This is a genomic window from Streptomyces liliifuscus (genome assembly GCF_016598615.1).
Lineage (GTDB): Bacteria > Actinomycetota > Actinomycetes > Streptomycetales > Streptomycetaceae > Streptomyces > Streptomyces liliifuscus.
In genome coordinates this window covers 5,224,364-5,241,889 of the sequence record NZ_CP066831.1, presented here as the reverse complement: position 1 = coordinate 5,241,889, position 17,526 = coordinate 5,224,364, and the positions used below count along the sequence as shown (strand labels likewise).

The 17,526-nt window shown below is 69.1% G+C and carries 13 protein-coding genes and 4 tRNA genes; 7 read left to right on the top strand and 10 right to left on the bottom strand.

The window, feature by feature from the left end:
* The first annotated feature begins 16 nt into the window (after positions 1-16).
* The 5 genes from JEQ17_RS22210 to purM all read left to right on the top strand — a co-directional run bounded on the left by JEQ17_RS22210 (position 17) and on the right by purM (position 5,411).
* Positions 17-910, top strand: coding sequence for a M23 family metallopeptidase (locus JEQ17_RS22210; RefSeq protein ID WP_200396854.1), 894 nt, complete (start codon positions 17-19; stop codon positions 908-910).
* Positions 911-920: 10 nt separating this feature from the next.
* A complete protein-coding gene (locus JEQ17_RS22205) occupies positions 921-1,721 on the top strand; it encodes a maleylpyruvate isomerase family mycothiol-dependent enzyme (RefSeq protein WP_200396853.1) in 801 nt (266 codons plus the stop codon).
* 120 nt (positions 1,722-1,841) lie between these two features.
* Complete coding sequence (locus JEQ17_RS22200; protein ID WP_200396852.1) at positions 1,842-2,702, top strand: META domain-containing protein; 861 nt, start codon at positions 1,842-1,844, stop codon at positions 2,700-2,702.
* A gap of 62 nt (positions 2,703-2,764) precedes the next feature.
* Positions 2,765-4,291, top strand: a complete 1,527-nt coding sequence (purF, locus tag JEQ17_RS22195) for an amidophosphoribosyltransferase (RefSeq protein WP_200396851.1) — start codon at positions 2,765-2,767, stop codon at positions 4,289-4,291.
* Positions 4,292-4,343: 52 nt separating this feature from the next.
* On the top strand, positions 4,344-5,411 hold the full coding sequence (gene purM, locus JEQ17_RS22190) for a phosphoribosylformylglycinamidine cyclo-ligase (protein ID WP_200396850.1): 1,068 nt from the start codon (positions 4,344-4,346) through the stop codon (positions 5,409-5,411).
* Positions 5,412-5,597: 186 nt separating this feature from the next.
* Here the strand turns inward: purM and JEQ17_RS22185 are convergent, their stop codons facing one another.
* On the bottom strand, positions 5,598-5,849 hold the full coding sequence (locus JEQ17_RS22185; protein WP_055613827.1) for a DUF3073 domain-containing protein: 252 nt from the start codon (positions 5,847-5,849) through the stop codon (positions 5,598-5,600).
* Between the two features lie 302 nt (positions 5,850-6,151).
* Entirely contained in the window at positions 6,152-7,252 is a 1,101-nt protein-coding gene (locus tag JEQ17_RS22180) for a Leu/Phe/Val dehydrogenase (protein ID WP_200396849.1), read from the bottom strand.
* A 233-nt stretch (positions 7,253-7,485) separates the two neighbouring features.
* Here JEQ17_RS22180 and JEQ17_RS22175 point away from each other — a divergent pair, with 233 nt between their 5' ends.
* Together JEQ17_RS22175 and bldC are read left to right on the top strand one after the other, a co-directional pair.
* Positions 7,486-8,352, top strand: a complete 867-nt coding sequence (locus JEQ17_RS22175) for a hypothetical protein (RefSeq protein WP_200396848.1) — start codon at positions 7,486-7,488, stop codon at positions 8,350-8,352.
* A 625-nt stretch (positions 8,353-8,977) separates the two neighbouring features.
* Positions 8,978-9,184 carry a developmental transcriptional regulator BldC gene (bldC, locus tag JEQ17_RS22170; RefSeq protein ID WP_027749187.1) on the top strand — a complete coding sequence of 69 codons (207 nt, stop codon included), beginning with the start codon at positions 8,978-8,980 and terminating at the stop codon, positions 9,182-9,184.
* Positions 9,185-9,713: 529 nt separating this feature from the next.
* Here the strand turns inward: bldC and JEQ17_RS22165 are convergent.
* The 8 genes from JEQ17_RS22165 to JEQ17_RS22130 all read right to left on the bottom strand — a co-directional run bounded on the left by JEQ17_RS22165 (position 9,714) and on the right by JEQ17_RS22130 (position 17,458).
* Positions 9,714-9,905, bottom strand: coding sequence for a DUF6274 family protein (locus tag JEQ17_RS22165; RefSeq protein WP_200396847.1), 192 nt, complete (start codon positions 9,903-9,905; stop codon positions 9,714-9,716).
* A gap of 251 nt (positions 9,906-10,156) precedes the next feature.
* Positions 10,157-10,231, bottom strand: a tRNA-Asp gene (locus tag JEQ17_RS22160).
* Positions 10,232-10,325: 94 nt separating this feature from the next.
* Positions 10,326-14,294 carry an ATP-dependent RNA helicase HrpA gene (hrpA, locus tag JEQ17_RS22155; protein ID WP_200396846.1) on the bottom strand — a complete coding sequence of 1,323 codons (3,969 nt, stop codon included), beginning with the start codon at positions 14,292-14,294 and terminating at the stop codon, positions 10,326-10,328.
* Between the two features lie 108 nt (positions 14,295-14,402).
* Positions 14,403-14,476 (bottom strand) — tRNA-Phe (locus JEQ17_RS22150).
* Between the two features lie 23 nt (positions 14,477-14,499).
* Positions 14,500-14,574 (bottom strand) — tRNA-Asp (locus tag JEQ17_RS22145).
* A gap of 213 nt (positions 14,575-14,787) precedes the next feature.
* Positions 14,788-15,873 (bottom strand): ATP-grasp domain-containing protein, encoded by a 1,086-nt coding sequence (locus JEQ17_RS22140; protein WP_200396845.1) that lies wholly within the window; start codon positions 15,871-15,873, stop codon positions 14,788-14,790.
* The gene (locus tag JEQ17_RS22135) at positions 15,873-17,168 is read right to left on the bottom strand and encodes an MFS transporter (protein ID WP_200396844.1); all 1,296 of its coding nucleotides are present in this window, start codon (positions 17,166-17,168) and stop codon (positions 15,873-15,875) included. Before JEQ17_RS22135 ends, JEQ17_RS22140 begins: the two co-directional genes overlap by 1 nt.
* Before the next feature lie 214 nt (positions 17,169-17,382).
* Positions 17,383-17,458: transfer RNA gene (locus tag JEQ17_RS22130), tRNA-Glu, on the bottom strand.
* Between the last annotated feature and the right edge of the window lie 68 nt (positions 17,459-17,526).

Below are 17,526 nucleotides of genomic sequence, written 5' to 3'. Positions count from 1 at the left end.
CGGCCCTGGGGGAACCATGTCCGTCCGCAAGACCGCGATGATTCTGTACCGGGTACTCCTGCCGACCGGCTTCGCCCTGGTCCTGTGGGACGTCTTTCTTCCCGGCTATCCGTTCGGCTCGGGGTGGGCGCTCCTGCCGCTGCTGGTCACCTTCCCGCTCTGGATGTTCGTGAGCCGGACCGGGCCCCGGCGTGAGGTCCTCGACCATCCGCCGGTCGAGGTGGAGCCGCCCGTCAGGGGCCGCTGGTCCGCCATGAACAGTCCGGCCACCAAGGTCCCCAGCCACGGCACGCACGCGTACGGCCAGACGTACGCGATCGACATCGTGGCCGAGCCCGCCGCATCGGAGAACAGCCGCCCCGCCTTCGCCAAGCTCTGGCCGGTCGTCCGCCGCAGCCGCGCCTTTCCCGCCTACGACGAACCGCTGTTCGCCGTGGCCGACGCCACCGTCGTGCACGCGTCCGACTGGATGCGCGATCACCTCAGCCGCAACTCCCTTCCGGCGGTTGCCTACTTGCTGCTCGTCGAGGGGATGGTCAGGGGGCTCGGCGGCGCCCCCTGGATCACCGGCAACCGCATCGTGCTCGACCTCGGCGACGGGGTGTTCGCGATGTACGCCCACGTGAGGCGGGGCTCGCTCACGATCAGGCCGGGCGACCGCGTACGCGCGGGCCAGCGGATCGCCCGCTGCGGCAACTCGGGCAACTCCACCGAACCGCATGTCCACTTCCAGCTGATGGACGGCCCGGACCTCGACGCGGCCCGCGGAATCCCCTTCACCTGGAGCGAGATCGGAGTCCCGGCCAACAAGGAAACGTTCACGGCAGCGCCCCAGAGGGGCGCGGGGAACGGCGCGACCGGCCACGACGAGCCCGCAGACGAAGTACCCCCCTCCCAGCGGAGCGCATAGGCTCGCCGCCATGTCCCCGGCCAAGAAGCGCACCCGTACCTACGACCCGGCGAAGACCCGCGCGGCGGTGCTCGCCCAGTTCGGGAACGTACGGGAGGCGGTGCGCGGCCTGACCCCGGAGCAGCTGGCCGGGCCGACGAGGCTCGGCGACTGGACCGTACGGGTGCTGGCCGGGCATCTCACGATGGCGTTGGAGGCGGTGAGCCGGGGCCTGGACAAGGACGAGCCCACCGGGCAGCCCCGGCTCGCCCTGCTCGACTGGCCGTTCGCCACGGCTCCGCGCGCGGACGAGGTCGACGACGACGTGCACGCGCTCGCCGCCGCCGAGCCGGACCTCGACGCGTTGTGCGAGCGCACCCTGGCCCGTTTCACCGAACGCCTCCCCGGCGCCCCGGACGGACGGCTGCTGGTCACGCGTGTGGGAGTGATGACCCTCGCCGACTATCTCGTCACCCGCACGGTGGAGCTGGTTGTCCACACCGACGACCTGAACGCGGCCGTCCCGGGGCTCGACGTCCCGTACGACCGCCAGGCCCTCGCCGCCTGCACCCGTCTCCTCGCCGACGCGCTCGCCGCGAAGGCCCCCGGCGCCTCCACCGAGGTGCGCGTGCCGCCGTACGCGGTCGTGCAGTGCGTGGAGGGTCCGCGCCACACCCGCGGCACCCCGCCGAACGTCGTCGAGACCGACCCGCTGACGTGGATCAGGCTCGCTACCGGGCGCATGGAGTGGAAGGCGGCCCTCGACGAAGCGAAGGCCGGCGCCAGCGGCGAACGTGCCGACCTGGGCGGACTGCTTCCCCTGATGCGCTGACGCCGACGAGGGGCCCCGGCACCGACCGGCGCCGACCCGGCACCGGGATCGGCGGCCGGGCGTTGCGCGGCCGTTATCCGGTGAGGGAACCAAGCACCCCACCCGCCCCGTCAAAGCGGCATGCACACGCAGCGTCTCAACCTCAGCGTCCTCAGCCCGCGGGTCGGCCTCAGTGCCCTGGCCGTCACCGGGCTCCTCGCCACCGCCGCCTGCGGAACGGAGAGCGGCAGCGACGATTCCGGTTCCGGTTCCGTCGGCACCCGGCAGGCCACCGGGATCACCGGCAAGCAGTGGAACGTCGAGAGCGTGACGGCCGACGGCAAGACGCAGGACGCCCCGGCCGGCGCCCACATCGAGTTCGGCAAGGACGGCAAGGTGGGCGGCAACTACGGCTGCAACCACTTCGGGGCCACCGCCGAGATCGAGGGCGACACGATCACGATCGGCGACGACACCTTCAAGACCGAGATGGCCTGCACGGCCGACGGGACGATGGGCTTCGAGTCCCGGCTCGGCGGCATCATCTCCGGCAGCACGTTCAAGGCCGAGGTCAACGACGACAGGCTGACGCTCACCACGGAGAACGGGTACACCGTGAAACTCACCGCCGAGAAGCCCGCCGAGCTCTACGGCACCAAGTGGAACGTCACCACGATGACGAAGGGTGCGGCGGGGGGCGAATCGGGCGTGGCGCTGGCCTCCGAGGCCGAGGGCAAGGTCCACCTCACCTTCGACAAGGACGGCACCGTCCGCGGTCAGCTCGGCTGCAACAAGGTGACCGCGAAGGCGACGGTCGGCGACGGCACTATCACTCTGGGCGCGCCCGGCACCACCCGGAAGATGTGCTCCGCCTCACTCATGGACACCGAGAAGACCCTCCTGAAGCTCTTCGGCGGCACCGTGAAATACCAGCTGAAGGGCAGCACGCTCACGCTGACCAGCGAAAACGGCCCGGGCGTCCAAGCGGTCGCCGCGAAGTGATCCATTAGGGCCCCTGGATCCCCAATTCGGACCAGTGGTCGATCTCGCCTACACTCGGTGGCGTGCCACGTGGTGACGGTCGACTCAGTCATGATCTGCTCCCCGGCGAGAAAGGACCCCAGGACGCTTGCGGCGTCTTCGGAGTCTGGGCTCCCGGTGAAGAGGTCGCCAAGCTCACTTACTTCGGGCTCTACGCCCTCCAGCATCGAGGCCAGGAATCCGCGGGAATCGCGGTCAGCAACGGCTCCCAGATCCTTGTCTTCAAGGACATGGGGCTCGTGTCCCAGGTCTTCGACGAGGCGTCTCTCGGTTCGCTCATAGGTCATATCGCGGTCGGTCACGCCCGCTACTCGACCACCGGCGCGTCCACCTGGGAGAACGCCCAGCCCACCTTCCGTGCCACCGCGCACGGCTCCATCGCGCTCGGCCACAACGGCAACCTGGTCAACACGGCCGAGCTCGCCGAGATGGTCGCCGACCTGCCCAAGCAGGAGGGCCGCACCCCGCGTGTGGCGGCGACCAACGACACGGACCTGCTCACGGCCCTGCTGGCCGCCCAGGTCGACGACGACGGCAAGCCGCTGACCATCGAAGAGGCCTCCGGGAAGGTCCTCCCGCAGATCAAGGGCGCCTTCTCGCTCGTCTTCATGGACGAGCACACGCTGTACGCGGCCCGCGACCCGCAGGGCATCCGTCCGCTGGTCCTCGGCCGTCTGGAGCGCGGCTGGGTCGTCGCCTCCGAGTCCGCCGCCCTCGACATCTGCGGCGCCGCCTACGTCCGTGAGATCGAGCCGGGCGAGTTCGTCGCCATCGACGAGAACGGCCTGAGGACGTCCCGATTCGCGGAAGCGAAGCCCAAGGGCTGTGTCTTCGAGTACGTGTATCTGGCCCGTCCGGACACGGACATCGCCGGCCGGAACGTGTATCTCTCCCGTGTCGAGATGGGCCGCCGTCTCGCCAAGGAAGCCCCCGCGGAAGCCGATCTGGTCATAGCGACTCCGGAGTCGGGCACGCCCGCCGCGATCGGTTACGCGGAGGCCTCCGGCATCCCGTTCGGTGCCGGTCTCGTGAAGAACGCGTATGTGGGCCGCACCTTCATCCAGCCTTCACAGACCATCCGCCAGCTGGGCATCCGGCTGAAGCTGAATCCGCTCAAGGAAGTCATCAAGGGCAAGCGTCTGGTCGTCGTCGACGACTCGATCGTGCGCGGCAACACTCAGCGCGCGCTGGTCCGCATGCTCCGGGAAGCGGGCGCGGCGGAGGTCCACATCCGGATCTCCTCGCCCCCCGTGAAGTGGCCCTGCTTCTTCGGCATCGACTTCGCGACCCGCGCCGAGCTGATCGCCAACGGCATGACGATCGAGGAGATCGGCACCTCGCTGGGCGCCGACTCCCTCTCGTACATCTCCATCGACGGCATGATCGAGGCCACGACCATCGACAAGCCGAACCTCTGCCGTGCCTGCTTCGACGGCGAGTACCCGATGGCGCTCCCGGACCCCGAGCTGCTCGGCAAGCAGCTCCTGGAGACCGAGCTGGCCGCCGGGCCCGCCGCCACGGCCGCGGCCGACGCGATCCGTCGCCCGTAGACAGCCCGTAATACCTGCTCACCTGCAGTACGACACGAAAGTTCTCACCGTCATGTCTGAGACAACTGGTGCCAGCTACGCAGCCGCGGGCGTCGACATCGAAGCGGGCGACCGCGCCGTCGAACTCATGAAGGAGTGGGTGAAGAAGACGCAGCGCCCCGAGGTCCTCGGCGGCCTCGGCGGCTTCGCCGGCCTCTTCGACGCCTCCGCCCTCAAGCGGTACGAGCGCCCGCTGCTCGCCTCCGCCACGGACGGCGTGGGCACGAAGGTCGACCTCGCCCGTCAGCTCGGCGTGTACGACACCATCGGCCACGACCTCGTCGCGATGGTCATGGACGACATCGTGGTGTGCGGCGCCGAGCCGCTCTTCATGACCGACTACATCTGCGTCGGCAAGGTCCACCCGGAGCGCGTGGCGGCCATCGTGAAGGGCATCGCCGAGGGCTGTGTCCTCGCCGGCTGCGCCCTGGTGGGCGGCGAGACGGCCGAGCACCCCGGCCTCCTCGGCCCGGACGACTTCGACGTCGCGGGCGCCGGTACGGGCGTTGTGGAGGCCGACGGGCTGCTCGGCGCGGATCGCATCCGTACGGGTGACGCGGTGATCGCCATGGCGGCCTCAGGCCTTCACTCGAACGGGTACTCACTCGTCCGGCACGTCCTCTTCGACCGCGCGAAGCTGAAGCTCGACCAGCATGTCGCGGAGTTCGGCCGCACGCTCGGCGAGGAGCTCCTGGAGCCCACCAAGATCTACTCGCTGGACTGTCTGGCGCTGACCCGCACGACCGACGTACACGCCTTCTCGCACATCACGGGCGGCGGTCTCGCGGCCAACCTCGCCCGGGTGATCCCGGACGGCCTCCACGCGATCGTCGACCGCGCCACCTGGACCCCGGCCCCCGTCTTCGACCTCGTGGGCACCACCGGCCAGGTCGACCGCCTGGAGCTGGAAAAGACCCTCAACATGGGCGTCGGCATGATCGCGATCGTCCCGGAGGACTCCACAGATGTGGCCCTCGCCACACTGGCCGACCGAGGCGTGGAGGCGTGGGTGGCAGGCGAGATCACCGACCGCGGCGACCACACCACAGGAGCAGAACTGGTCGGCGACTACGCAAGCTGAGGCGCGTAATAGCGCGGTCCGACATGGGCGCCCCTTTCAGGGGCGCGTGGAACTGCGCGACCAGCCACGATCCACCCGCACCCGTGCAGCACAGCTCAGCCGAAAAAACAGCGCAAACCCGGCCCGGAGGGCGAACCGCTCCGGACCGGGTAAAGCGCAGCTAGAAAGACAAGCTCAGCTGGAGCGTCAAGCGCCGCGGCGTTGAGACGTGGGACCGGACTCGTCGTCCTCGTCCTCGTCGTCGTTGTAGAGATCCGCGTACTGGGCGTACGGGTCGTCTTCCTCGTCGTCGTCCTCGAACGGCTCGCCATTCGGCGGCTGTTGCGAAGTCGAAGCGCCCAGCTCATTGGCCAGACGCGAGAGGTCAGTCCCGCCGCTGCTGTACTTCAGCTGGCGGGCGACCTTCGTCTGCTTGGCCTTTGCCCGGCCGCGCCCCATGGCTCGACCCCCTCGGATACGGGGCTCGACGGCCCCAGAGTCTTGACACGCGTTCATGATCTGGAACGGGCTCTCCGTGGAGAGACCGGTCCGTAGGGCTTCCACGGTACCTGAGCCCACGCCCATACGGTACGTCGCCCGCAGGACGCGCCTGGTCCCAGAACCCTCGGGGTGCCCTGTCCCCGCTGGTCAACCGCGATTTTAACCTCTTCTTGGCGAACGACCCGCCGACGAACGTGAGAGTTCTCTCCAACACCCGCCGACGGGTACCCGCCGGACGCCCCGGACAGGTCCTTCGGACCTCAGGGGCGGCGTGCCTCCGCCATGCGGTGTTCGGCGATCCGGTCGGCCGCGGCGGCCGGCGGAATCCCGTCCTCCTTCGCACGTGCGAATATGGCCAGCGTGGTGTCGAAGATCTTCGCGGCCTTCGCCTTGCACCGCTCGAAGTCGAAACCGTGGAGCTCGTCGGCGACCTGGATGACACCGCCGGCGTTCACCACGTAGTCCGGCGCGTAGAGGATCCCGCGGTCGGCGAGGTCCTTCTCGACGCCGGCGTGCTCCAGCTGGTTGTTGGCCGCACCGCAGACGATCTTCGCGGTGAGCACCGGCACGGAGTCGTCGTTCAGGGCGCCGCCCAGCGCGCAGGGGGCGTAGATGTCCAGTCCCTCGACCCGGATGAGCGCGTCGGTGTCCGCGACGGCCGTCACACCGGACGGGGACGGGTGCCTGTCCAGAATTCGCCGTACGGAGTCCTGTCTGACGTCCGTGATCACGACCTCCGCGCCGTCCTCCAGCAGATGCTCCACCAGGTGGTGCCCGACCTTGCCCACGCCCGCGACGCCGACCCTGCGGCCGCGCAGCGAGGGGTCGCCCCACAGGTGCTGTGCGGAGGCCCGCATGCCCTGGAAGACACCGAAGGCCGTCAGGACGGACGAATCGCCCGCGCCGCCGTTCTCGGGGGAGCGTCCGGTGGTCCAGCGGCACTCGCGTGCCACGACGTCCATGTCGGCCACGTACGTACCGACGTCACACGCGGTGACGTAACGGCCGCCGAGTGAGGCCACGAAGCGGCCGTACGCGAGGAGCAGCTCATCGGTCTTGATCCGTTCGGGATCCCCGATGATCACGGCCTTGCCGCCGCCGTGGTCGAGCCCGGCCATGGCGTTCTTGTACGACATCCCGCGGGAGAGGTTCAGCGCGTCGGCGACGGCCTCCTCCTCGCTCGCGTACGGGTAGAAGCGCGTGCCGCCGAGGGCGGGGCCCAGGGCGGTCGAGTGGATGGCGATGACGGCCTTGAGGCCACTGGCTCGGTCCTGGCAGAGCACGACTTGCTCATGGCCGCCCTGATCCGAGTGGAACAGGGTGTGCAGTACATCAGCAGGCGCGCCGGTTACATCGGTCACGGTGGTGACTCCCAGTGAGGAAGCGGCGGTTGGGACGGCCTCCGTACGGGTGGCGGAGGTCTGTGTGGCACGAGATTAGAGCCTGGACACGACCGCCATCCGCGCAGTGGTCAGGATCACCCTCTCGCGGAGTACGGTCACGATGGGGCGTGGGACGATTTGCAGTGTTTTCCCGCACTCCTGTGAGCGGGTTTCACGGGTTTTCCGTCGGGTCGGCGGGGGAGGGAGCAAGCGTGCCCAAGGTGTCCTCGTTGATCGTCCCGTACGCGTCCTATCTGCGCGTGTACGAACCGCTCGCGGCCTTCCCGGAGCCGGAGCGCGGCCACTGGGCCCGCTACGCGCGCCGGCCCGACCGCCCCTCCTACCAGGACGAACTGCGCCGGTCGCTGGCCGACTTGCTGCCCGTCCCGCCGATCCCGGTGCCGGTGCACGAGAGCGGCGACGCGTTCGTCGCGGACGTGGACGGCGTGCTGTGCGTGTGCCCCTGGCGGACCCGGCTGCGCGGCTGGCAGGCCCTGGGCGACCTGGCCGAGGAACTGCCCGCACCGGTCCTGGACGCGGTGCTGCCGGCGGTCGTACGCCGTCAGGCGACCCAGGACTACGAGCGCTGGCTGACCCGCAACCCCGACGCCCGGCCCTGGATCCGCACGTCGACCTGGCAGGTCCCGCTGAACTGGTTCGTGCTGGTGTCGGACGAGGAGCGCGAGTACGACAAGGGCACCGGCTCCGGGGACGGCCCGGGGGCGGCGGAGGACCCGCCCGTCCTGCGCTACCGGACGCCGATGGTGCAGGCCCGGCGGCGGGTGGCGCGGGGTCTGCGGACGCTGCGGGACACCCTCGACGAGGGGCCGCTCATCGACGGCCTGGTGGACGTGGGGCGCTGGCTGGAGGAGTTCCACCCGCGCTCCCTGGTGGAGCTCGACTACGGCGGCCTGGTGCACGTCCTGCCCGCCGGGGAGCTCGACGGCGACCATTCGGCGGCCGACGTCGCCGAGGGCATCGAGGCGCTGCGTACGGGCGACGGGCCCGGCGCCGGCGAGGCGTACGGCCGGCTCGTGGAGCGGTGGCGCTCGGTACGGGACCGTCGCTCGGCGAACTGAGGCCGAGGCGCCCGGGGGCCGAAGGGTCGAAGGGCGGCGGCGGTCGCCGGAGAGATCTTCCGGTGGCCCTGAAGCGGAGAGTCCGCATACTGGAGGTCCGCATACCGGCGTCGGAGGTTCGCCCGCCGGGGCGGGAGACGACCTGTGGGACTGATGGTCCCTGTGCGTCACGGGTTCTGACAGGACGTAAGTCCCTATCCGGGTCGTACGGGGTAAGCGTGACGGACGGCACTAACGCGGACCTTGCGTCTAACGCCCCTCCTCATGCCAAAATAGGACAAGGAGTCCGGGGAGGGCTCCTTCTGCCCACGTATGGGTGGAATCTCAGCATTGCACGCTATGGGGGGTCTGTTGACTCCTGATCGCCCTGTGACTGATCGTCACAGCGGCGTGACTGTCCGCTATGGCATGGTCCATCGGCTTCCGTCGCTGATGAACACCTGGGAGGGCAATTCCATCGGTTTGGCCGACGCGGCTGGACAGATGGTGTAGTTGTAGTGCCGAGGACAAGCCGTTCGTCCTATAACCGACTCGACCCGCATCCGCCATTTCGGGCAACGCGGGTCAAGGTGCAGAATTTAGAGGAAAGAACCGAGAAGGTTCGGTTCTCCCGAGGAGGCCGCTCATGACCGCTCGCACCCCTGATGCCGAGCCGCTGCTGACCCCCGCTGAGGTAGCCACGATGTTCCGCGTGGACCCGAAGACGGTTACGCGGTGGGCGAAGGCCGGCAAGCTCACTTCGATCCGCACGCTCGGCGGGCATCGCCGTTACCGCGAGGCCGAGGTTCGTGCCCTGCTCGCGGGCATCCCGCAGCAGCGCAGCGAAGTCTGAACAACAACTCCATAGCAGGGCATTTCGGCAGGTCCCCTAACTTGTCGGACTGCCCGAACCCAAGCTCCAAGCGACGCGGATCCTGCCCCAACGGGGTCCACGCCCAAGCGAGAACCACAAGTAACAAGGGTGCGTCGTAGATCGCGCTGGACTCCGCCGGGTCCAGCGCGATCTTTTTTTGCGCCGATGGTGCGCCGTGGGTGTGCCGACGGCGTCCCGGCGGTGTTTGGTCATGTGCTGGTCATGGGGTACGCACAGGGTGTGGGGCCGGTCTGTGAGCGGCCTTGTCGCAGTCTGGGGAGACCTGTCGGATCAGCTGTGCGTGGCCCCGGAGCTGGGTGCAATTGCACATATTAAATTGACCAGTTGTAGGTGGGGGGTAAGTTCCGCGGGTTTGAAAACTTATGCGGTGACACCCGTCACACGTCATGGTCCTTGTTGTGGATGGCGTTTCTGCGCTAGAGGGGGCCATGCGCATCTGGCGTCGCCCGAGGGGCAGTTGGGGTGCGGGGCGCGTTGTGCGGTCCGCTCACGCCGGGGAGGGTGTCTCGTCCTCGTAGGGGGTCTCGGGGCTCTCCTGGTCGTAGGGAGCGCTCTCGGAGGCCAGCCGGAGGAGTCTGTGGCAGATCGGGCAGTGCCTTGTCAGATGGCGGTAGCCGGAGGCGGCCGACAGGTGGGCGCGGAGCAGGGCGCGCGTCTCATGCCGAGCGGTCGCCGCCATGGTCACCTCCGGTGGGGTGTGCGGTGGGGTGTCTTGGGCCCTGGTTTTTAGGTACTGGGGGAATGTGACGGCGTCAAGCCCGCGGTGTGCTGCGCGGGGCCTGTGGGGTTTGGGTGGTGGGGTGTGGTTGCGGGTGCCGGTCCGTGGGGGCTTGTCGCGCAGTTCCCCGCGCCCCTGAGGGGCGCCCTTGACGCCGTGGGAATGACAGTGGGCCCGCATCCGGTTTCGGATGCGGGCCCACTCATCTGATGCGGTCCTGACGGGATTTGAACCCGCGGCCTCCACCTTGACAGGGTGGCGAGCACTCCAAACTGCTCCACAGGACCAAGTTTCGCAGTGCGGATCTTGCGTTGCGCTGCGAGACAGGACTCTACAGGAGGGTGAGCCCCCTGGGCGAACTCACCCACTGTGCAGGCGCCGTTACGGGACAGCGGCGTCGATCGCCTTCACGATGCGCTTGTCGGAGACGGGGTACGCCGTGCCCAGCGCGTGGGCGAAGTAGCTGACCCGGAGCTCCTCGATCATCCAGCGGATGTCCAGGACCGACGAGGGCACGGGACGCCCCTGAGGCATCTGCTCCAGGAGCCAGGCGTACTCGTCCTGCATCTCGTGGACCTTCTCCATACGACTCGTGTCCCGCTGGACGTTCGTCGGCATCTGCTGGAGCCGGCGGTCCGCGGCCACCAGATAGCGCATCAGATCCGGCAGCCGCCGCAGACCCGTCCCCGTCACGAAGCCGGGCTTCACGAGGGCGTCCAGCTGCTTGCGTACGTCCGTGAGGTTCGCGAGCAGCACGGCGCTGCGTACGCCCTTCAGACGGCGCTCACAGGCCTGCCAGGCGGCCAGGACCTGCTGCACCTGGTTGACCGTACGGACCGTCGTGTCGACGATCTCCGCGCGCACCTTCTCGTACAGCTTGCGGTACGACTCCTCGTCCCAGGCCGGGCCGCCGAAGTCGGCGATCAGCTTGTCGGCTGCGGCCGTCGCGCAGTCGTCGAAGAGGGCCTGGACGGAGCCGTGCGGGTTCGCGGACAGGGCCAGCTTGTGCGCGTTCGTGAGCTTGTCCGAGGCGAACTTCGCCGGGTTCACCGGGATGTTGCGCAGGATGAGCCGCCGCGTGCCCTTCCACATGGCCTGCTGCTGCTCGGCCTCGGTGTCGAAGAGACGTACGGAGACGGTGTCGCCGTCGTCGACCAGGGCCGGGAACGCCTTCACCGGCTGGCCGGCCCGACGCGTCTCGAAGACACGGGTGAGGGAGCCGATGGTCCAGTCCGTGAGGCCCGTCCGCTCGATGGCTCCGCCGCCCTCGCGCTCGGCCGTCGCCGCCGCGGCCTGCGAGATCGCCTGGCGCGCCTTCGGCTTCAGGCGCAGCTTCAGGGCTTCCAGGTCCTTGTCCTCGGCCAGCTTGCGCCGCCGCTCGTCGACGATCCGGAAGGTGATCCTCAGATGGTCGGCGACCCGGGACCAGTCGAAGTCGTCGGCCGTGAGGGGCACACCGACCATGCGCTTCAGCTCGCGCGCCATCGTCGTCGTCAGCGGCTCCTGCAGGGGCACCGCCCGGTCCAGGAACCGCTGGGCGAAGTTGGGGGCCGGGACGTAGTTCCGGCGGATCGGCTTCGGGAGGGAGCGGATCAGCTCCGTCACGACCTCCTCGCGCAGGCCCGGGATCTGCCAGTCGAAGCCCTCGTCCGTGACCTGGTTCAGCACCTGGAGCGGGACGTGGACGGTGACGCCGTCCGCGTCCGCACCTGGCTCGAATTGATAGGTCACCCGGAACTTCAGCGGGCCCTGGCGCCAGGTGTCCGGGTAGTCGTCCTTGCTGACATCTCCGGCCCGTTCGTTGATGAGCATCGACCGCTCGAAGTCGAGCAGCTCGGGCTCCTCATGGCGCTTGTGCTTCCACCAGGAGTCGAAGTGCGCGCCCGAGACGACGTGCTCGGGCACCCGCTGGTCGTAGAAGTCGAACAGCGTCTCGTCGTCCACGAGGATGTCGCGGCGCCGGGCGCGGTGCTCCAACTCCTCGACCTCGGTGAGGAGTTTGCGGTTGTCCGCGAAGAACTTGTGGTGCGTACGCCAGTCGCCCTCGACCAGTGCGTTGCGAATGAAAAGCTCGCGGCTGGCCTCCGGGTCGATCCGCCCGTAGTTGACCTTCCGCTGGGCGATGATCGGCACGCCGTACAGCGTGACCTTCTCGTACGCCATCACCGCGGCCTGGTCCTTCTCCCAGTGCGGTTCGCTGTACGTGCGCTTCAGCAGGTGTTCCGCGAGGGGCTCGACCCACTCGGGCTCGATCTTCGCGTTGACCCGGGCCCAGAGACGGGACGTCTCGACGAGCTCGGCGGACATCACGAACCGCGGGGGCTTCTTGAAGAGCGCCGAGCCGGGGAAGATCGCGAACTTGGCGTTCCGGGCGCCCAGATACTCGTTCTTCCCGGTGTTCCTCCCGCTCTCGCCCCCTGTCTCCTTCACATCCTTCATGCCGATGTGGGACAGCAGGCCGGCGAGGAGGGAGAGATGGACCTGCTGCTCGGGGGCGTCGTCCTCGTTCAGATGGATGCCCATCTGCTTGGCGACGGTCCGCAGCTGCGTGTAGATGTCCTGCCACTCGCGGATCCGCAGGAAGTTCAGGTACTCCTGCTTGCACATCCGGCGGAAGGACGACGAGCCGCGCTCCTTCTGCTGCTCGCGCACGTACCGCCAGAGGTTGAGGTACGCCAGGAAGTCGGACGTCTCGTCCTTGAAGCGGGCGTGCTGCTGGTCGGCCTGTGTCTGCTTGTCTGCCGGGCGCTCGCGCGGGTCCTGGATGGAGAGCGCGGCGGCGATCACCATGACCTCGCGCACACAGCCGTTCTTGTCGGCCTCCAGGACCATCCGGGCCAGCCGCGGGTCCACGGGCAGCTGGGCGAGCTTGCGGCCCCGCTCGGTTAGCCGCTTGCGGGCGTCCTTCTGGGCGGGGTCCAACGCGCCCAGTTCCTGGAGGAGTTGGACGCCGTCGCGGATGTTGCGGTGGTCCGGCGGGTCGATGAACGGGAACTTCTCGATGTCCCCGAGCCCGGCCGCGGTCATCTGGAGGATGACGGACGCCAGGTTCGTACGGAGGATCTCGGCGTCGGTGAACTCCGGGCGGGCGAGGAAGTCGTCCTCGGAGTAGAGGCGGATGCAGATGCCGTCGCTGGTCCGGCCGCAGCGGCCCTTGCGCTGGTTGGCGCTGGCCTGCGAGACCGGCTCGATCGGAAGGCGCTGGACCTTTGTGCGGTGGCTGTATCTGGAGATACGGGCGGTGCCCGGGTCGATCACGTACTTGATGCCCGGCACGGTGAGAGAGGTCTCGGCGACGTTGGTCGCCAGAACGATCCTGCGGCCGGTGTGCTGCTGGAAGACCCTGTTCTGCTCGGCGTGCGAGAGGCGGGCGTACAGGGGAAGTACCTCGGTGAAGCGGTAGTTCCTCTTCGTGATCGCGTCCGCGGTGTCGCGGATCTCCCGCTCACCCGAGAGGAAGACGAGGATGTCGCCCTTGCCTTCCCCCTGGAGTTCCTCGACGGCGTCGCAGATCGCGGTGATCTGGTCGCGGTCGGAGTCGTCGCCGTCCTCTTCGAGGAGAGGGCGGTAGCGCACCTCGACCGGATACGTACGGCCGCTGACCTCGATGATCGGGGCGTCCCCGAAGTGCCGGGAGAAGCGCTCGGGGTCGATGGTCGCGGAGGTGATGACGACCTTGAGGTCGGGGCGCCTGGGCAGCAGCTGGGCGAGGTAGCCCAGCAGGAAGTCGATGTTGAGGGACCGCTCGTGGGCCTCGTCGATGATGATCGTGTCGTACGCGTACAGCTCGCGGTCCGTCTGGATCTCGGCGAGCAGGATGCCGTCCGTCATCAGCTTGACGAAGGTGCCGTCCGGGTTGACCTGGTCGGTGAAGCGCACCTTCCAGCCGACGGCCTCGCCCAGCGTGACGTCTAGCTCGTCCGCCACGCGCTCGGCGACGGTCCGGGCGGCGATACGGCGGGGCTGGGTGTGCCCGATCATGCCGCGGACGCCGCGGCCGAGCTCCATACAGATCTTGGGGATCTGGGTGGTCTTACCGGAACCGGTCTCGCCGGCGACGATGACGACCTGGTGATCGCGGATGGCGGCCGCGATGTCGTCCTTCTTCTGACTGACCGGGAGCTGCTCGGGATAGGTGATCGCGGGCACGCGGGAGCGGCGCTCGGCCATCCGGGTCTCGCCCTTGGCGACCTCCGCCTCGATCTCGGCGAGGACGGCGGCCCGGGCCTCGGGCTTACGGACCTTGCGCGCGCCTTCGAGCCTGCGCCCGAGCCGCTGCGCGTCGCGCAGGGACAGCTCGGTCAGGCGGGGGGCGATGGCGCCGAAGGCGGGGGCAGGAGTCGTTGACATACGCCCTCCAGGATCTCACCTCGGGGAAACGAGGGGCGAACGCTTTTGTGCGGGCCTACAACGAGGGCATACAACAAGGCCCCGATCCGGGGATCGGGGCCTGTGCTGTGGCTGGGGCCGGGGTCGAACCGGCGACCTACCGCTTTTCAGGCGGTCGCTCGTACCAACTGAGCTACCCAGCCGAGAGATTCACGAGGAATCTCAGCGGTCCTGACGGGATTTGAACCCGCGGCCTCCACCTTGACAGGGTGGCGAGCACTCCAAACTGCTCCACAGGACCAAGCTGTTGTGTGCGAACAGTGTCGCACACGGGGTTGCGTGCCCCCAACGTAATTCCGTCTGCCGCCGACGCCGGGAAGATGATTCCTGGTGAGGGAGGAGGCGCTGGTCAGCTGGGGTGACGTCGCTGAAGCAGCGTATCAGAGGATGAGCGGTGGGCCGAAAACGTGCTGGGTGCGGGGCAGGTGACCCGGCGGAGGGCGCGGCCCGTGACTCAGACGTGTGACGACCATGCGTACGGCCCGGTCGTGATGCCGATTTTCGCGGCGGCGTTCCGGGCGGTCCGTCGGGCCGCGTGACGGCTTTCGCCGGTGGCGAGGACGTAGCAGAGGCGGTCGGTGTTCGAGCCGGTGACGGTGACCGTGTCGCCGGGCGTGACGGAGCAGACGACGTCGTGGACTCCGGGTGAGGTGCGGGCGACGTCGACTCCCTCGACGGCGGTGATGCGGCCGTCGGCCGGGATCGTGAGGTGGGCGAGACAGGCCGCGCCGTCGGCCCGTGGCGGCGGCAGCGGGAGGCCGACGTAGCCGCGCAGCACCTGTTCCACGCAGGAGGTGCCGGTGGCGAGGTCGATGGCCCGGTGGATTCCGGCGCCGACGAGACGGGTGTTGATCTCGACGAGGACCGGACCGGTGTCGGTCAGTACGGCCTCGAAGTGGAAGGGGCCGTTGCGGTAGCCGAGCGCCTTGCAGACGGCGGCCGCGTAGTCGTCCAGGTCGGGGTGGAGGGGCTCCGCCGAGAAGGCGACGCTGGTCTCGATGTAGTGGGGAGGCGGGCTGAGGGTCCGGTCGGTGTGACCCCATGTCTCCAGGCGGCCGTCGACGGCCATGCCCTCGGCGCTGACCAGCGGACCCTGCAGTTCCTGTTCGCAGATCAGCCGGCCGGCCGGGGTCACCGCGTCGCCGTAACCGGTGCGGCGCCGGTGTGCGGCGACCGCGTGCCGGAGTTCCGTGAGGGTGGCCGCTCGTACGGTGTCGAGGCGGAGCCGGGTGGCCGCCTGCTGGGCGATGCCGGCGAAGGGGTCGGCCCAGCTGATGAGCGCGTCGAGGCGCTGCCCCGCCACGGCGTCGGCGACGCTGTCCGCGCTGGTGGTGTCGCAGCCGATCCAGGTGTCGACGAGTTCACCGACGGCCGGTTCCAGCCGGTGGCGGTGTGCGGTGACGACGACGGTCTCGCAGTGCAGCGCTCGTGCGGCGCGCAGCCCGGCGATGCCGTTGGCGCCCGGGTTCGGACGGCCGCCGGGCGGCAGGAGTTCGACGAACGCGACGCGTCCGCCGGAGTGCGGGTCGGGGGCAGCCATCACGGTGTCTCCTCGCTGGAGGGCAGCCGGCGCATGTGCCGGATCTCCCCGCGCAACAGGAACGGCAGTCCGCAGACGGTGACCAGGCCCGCGACGGCCAGGGCGGCGGCGAGCCCGGTGCCCTCGCCCCACATGCCGGAGGCCCAGCCGGCGAGGAGGCCGCCGGCCACCGCTCCCACCGGGATGGTGCACAGGTTGATCGTGCGGGCGGTGGCGTGCACCCGGCCCAGGAGGTGGGGCGGGGCGATCAGCTGGCGCAGGGTGATGACGGTGATGTTCCAGACCGGCAGCCACAGCGCGGAGACGAAGGCGATGGCGATGACCACCGCGCTCGATCCGGTGGCCAGGGCCAGTGGGGCCGCGGCCCAGACGATCCCCTCGGTCACTGTGGCGAGCAGGACCGGGCCGGCTCCCATCCGTTGGACGAGGCGACGGCTGACGACGGCCCCGAGTACGGCGGCCAGCGCCCCGGCGGTCAGGACGGCGGCGGCCAGTGCCGGGGACAGGTCCATGGCGCGGTAGAGGAACAGCAGCAGGACGGTGTCGACCATGGCCATGCTGAAGTTGCGCAGCGCGGCGGCGGCCGAGAGCCATCGCAGGACGGGCGTACGCCACATGTACCGGGCGCCGTCCAGGATCTGTTTCCGCCAGGGGGCGCCGGTCGGGTCGGGTACGGCGGACTCGGGGGTGCGGATGGTGAGCAGGCCGGCCGCGGAGGCGAGGAAGCTGAGCGCGTTGGCCGCTACGGCGAGCGCGGGACCCAGCAGCTGGGTGACCGCGCCGGCGATGGCGGGGCCGCCCGCGCGGGCCACGCTGCTGGACATTTCGAGGCGTGCGTTGCCCAGCGGCAGGAAGTCGCGGCTGACCAGGCGGGGCAGGTGTGTCTGGTAGCCGACGTCGAACACGACGGTGCACACGCTCGCGAGCGCCGCGGCGACAAAGAGGTGCCACAGCCCGAGCGCGTCCGTCAGCGCAAGCACCGCGATCGACAGGAAGAGGACCAGCCGCAGCAGATCCGCGCCGATCATGAAGGGGCGGCACCGGACGTGATCCATGAAGGCGCCGACGAACAGGCCGAGCGCGGGGAAGGCGATCGTCGCCATCGCGTGCAGCACGCCGACCTGGGGTCCGGTGGCGTCCAGCACCAGGATGGCCAGGCTGGGCAGAGCGAACAGGGACACCTGGTCGCCGACGAGGCTGATGTTCTGGCCCAGCCACATCCGGCGGAAGTCTTGGCGGCCGGCGTTCCGCGCGGTGACGTCCGTACCGTCGGCAGGTGCCCCACGGACCGCCAAGCCGGGCCCTCCTCATCGCACACCGACGCCTGCTTGCGCGGCTCCGCTCGCTCTCTTCTAGTAAAGGCCGCACGGCGCAACCAGTACGCCTCGGAGCGGAGGGGCGGTTCCCGGACAGGTCGCGAACAGGTCGCGGGCCGGGGTCGGAGCCGAAGCCGGGGAAAAAGAAATCGCAGGCCAGAGAAGACTCTGACCTGCGACCCATACAAGTAGCTGGTGCCCCCAACGGGATTCGAACCCGTGCTACCGCCTTGAAAGGGCGGCGTCCTAGGCCGCTAGACGATGAGGGCTATCGGCCCGCCTGGGCGCCTTGCAGCGCGTCGGGGACGTGAGAAGCATATGGGATGTCGGGAGGGAT

Bases quoted from the DNA above. Each gene is read 5' to 3' on its own strand.
- JEQ17_RS22210 (WP_200396854.1), top strand. From the start codon at position 17: ATGTCCGTCCGCAAGACCGCGATGATTCTGTACCGGGTACTCCTGCCG.
- JEQ17_RS22205 (WP_200396853.1), top strand. From the start codon at position 921: ATGTCCCCGGCCAAGAAGCGCACCCGTACCTACGACCCGGCGAAGACC.
- JEQ17_RS22200 (WP_200396852.1), top strand. From the start codon at position 1,842: ATGCACACGCAGCGTCTCAACCTCAGCGTCCTCAGCCCGCGGGTCGGC.
- purM (WP_200396850.1), top strand. From the start codon at position 4,344: ATGTCTGAGACAACTGGTGCCAGCTACGCAGCCGCGGGCGTCGACATC.
- JEQ17_RS22185 (WP_055613827.1), bottom strand. From the start codon at position 5,849: ATGGGGCGCGGCCGGGCAAAGGCCAAGCAGACGAAGGTCGCCCGCCAG.
- bldC (WP_027749187.1), top strand. From the start codon at position 8,978: ATGACCGCTCGCACCCCTGATGCCGAGCCGCTGCTGACCCCCGCTGAG.
- JEQ17_RS22165 (WP_200396847.1), bottom strand. From the start codon at position 9,905: ATGGCGGCGACCGCTCGGCATGAGACGCGCGCCCTGCTCCGCGCCCAC.
- hrpA (WP_200396846.1), bottom strand. From the start codon at position 14,294: ATGTCAACGACTCCTGCCCCCGCCTTCGGCGCCATCGCCCCCCGCCTG.
- JEQ17_RS22140 (WP_200396845.1), bottom strand. From the start codon at position 15,873: ATGGCTGCCCCCGACCCGCACTCCGGCGGACGCGTCGCGTTCGTCGAA.